Origin of the sequence: Archangium sp. (genome assembly GCF_036388035.1) — a bacterium.
Taxonomy (GTDB): Bacteria; Myxococcota; Myxococcia; order Myxococcales; family Myxococcaceae; genus Archangium.
This window is the reverse complement of sequence record NZ_DASVSO010000221.1, coordinates 1-1,835: the sequence shown is the minus strand read 5'-3', so window position 1 is coordinate 1,835 and position 1,835 is coordinate 1. Positions and strand designations below refer to the sequence as shown.

The 1,835-nt window shown below is 72.4% G+C and carries 1 protein-coding gene; it reads left to right on the top strand.

The genetic code is table 11. The annotated features are described in order from the left end of the window. A partial coding sequence (locus VF697_RS09650; protein ID WP_331093523.1) for a polyketide synthase occupies positions 1 to 1,835 on the top strand: 1,835 nt, incomplete at both ends.

Sequence of the window (1,835 nt, the reverse complement as noted above, 5' to 3'; positions counted from 1 at the left end):
CGTCCTCTTCGTCAAGGCCGCGGAGGAGGCGCTCGAGCAGGCCGGCTACCAGCCCGGCCGGTGGAACGGCCGCCGCGTGCAGGTGATGGTGGGGCAGCTCCCCGCGCGCTCCAAGGAGTTCGAGACCGAGCTGCGCTTCATCTGCGAGCGCTACATGGGCATGGCGGAGCAGTCGCTCCGGGCCCAGGGGATGACCTCCAAGCAGCTCGCCCCGCTGCTCGAGACGCTGCGCCAGAGCATGCTGTCCGCGGTGGCCCCGCTGGACGAGAACACCTCCCAGTACTACTCCGGCATGACGTGCGCGGCGCGACTGGCCGCCATGCACGACTTCACCGGTGGGGTGCTCGCGGTGGACGCGGCCTGCGCCAGCTCCCTGGCGGCGCTGCATGCCGGCCTGCTGTCGCTGTCCCACCGCGAGGCCGACGTGGTGGTGGCCGGAGGCGTGGCCTTCAACCTCGTGGCGGAGTACGTCGCCCCCCTGGCGGTGCTCGGCTTCCTCTCCCCGCGCGGCACCTTCCCCTTCGACGATCGCGCGGACGGCTTCGTCCCCGCGGAGGGCGCGGGCGCGGTGGTGCTCAAGCGGCTGGAGGACGCGGAGGCGGCGAAGGACCCCATCATCGCCGTCATCTCCGGCATCGGCTTCTCCAGCGACGGGCGGGGCACCACCCTGCACGCGCCCAACCCCAAGGGCCAGGCACGCGCGGTGGAGCGCGCGCTGGAGGACGCCAAGGCGCACTCCAACCAGATGGGCCTCATCGAGGCGCACGGCACGGGGACGCGGGCCGGCGACATCACCGAGGCCACCGCCTACGGCGAGGTGTTCCAGGCGCGCGGCCGTGACACCCCGGTGCCCATGGGCACCCTCAAGTCGCAGATCGGCCACACCTCGTCGGCCTCCGGCGTGCTGGGCCTCATCAAGGCGGCCTTCGCGGTGAGCGAGGCCTTCCTGCCGCCCATGAATGGTGGCGAGTTCCCCAAGTCGGAGATTCCCTTCGACAAGCTGCCCATCTCCCTGTCGCTGGAGGGCCGGCCCTGGCCCGTCCCCCGCGAGGGGCGGCGGATGGCCGGGGTGAGCTCCTTCGGGTTGGGCGGGTCCAACTACCACGTCGTCCTCGAGGAGCACGACAACGCCCACCGGCGCGTGTTCACCGCGGGCCCGCAGCCCAACGTGACGGGCCAGCCCATCCCCAGCCGAGGCCTGTTCGCCCAGCGCTGGCGGGCGGACCTCATCCCCCTGTCGCTCACGCCCGAGAAGCGCTACCCGCTGGCCGGCAAGAAGCTGCTGCTGCTGGGAGACGACCCGGGCATGGTGGCCTCCTTCACCCGCCTGCTGACGGGCCGTGGAGCGCGCTCGCTCGCGGTGCAGCTGGCGGGCCTCACCGACGCGCTCGAGGTGGAGCGCCGGGTGCGCCGGGCCAGCGAGGAGCTGGGCGGGGCCGACGGCGTCATCGACCTGAACGCCTTCGGGCCGGCCGAGTACTTCCTCACGGTGGGCAGTGCCCGCTTCGCGCGTCGCATGGCGGAGACGACCGCGCGCTGGCACGGCACCGGGCGCGCCATGTACGAGCGCCTGCGCGACACCACCAAGGGCCGCACCGCCTGCTACGTGGCCGTCACCTCCATGGGCGGTGACTTCGGCTTCCTGGGCGACGGCGGCAACGTGATGGGCGGCTCCACCGCCGGCTTCCTCAAGGCCCTCAAGCAGGAGCTGCCCAACCCGGTCATCAAGATCGTCGACTTCGAGCCGAGCACCTCGCACTGGGTGATGGCGGAGACCGTCGCGCGCGAGCTCGAGGAGGGCAGCGACCGCACGGAGATTGGCTACCTGGCGGGCC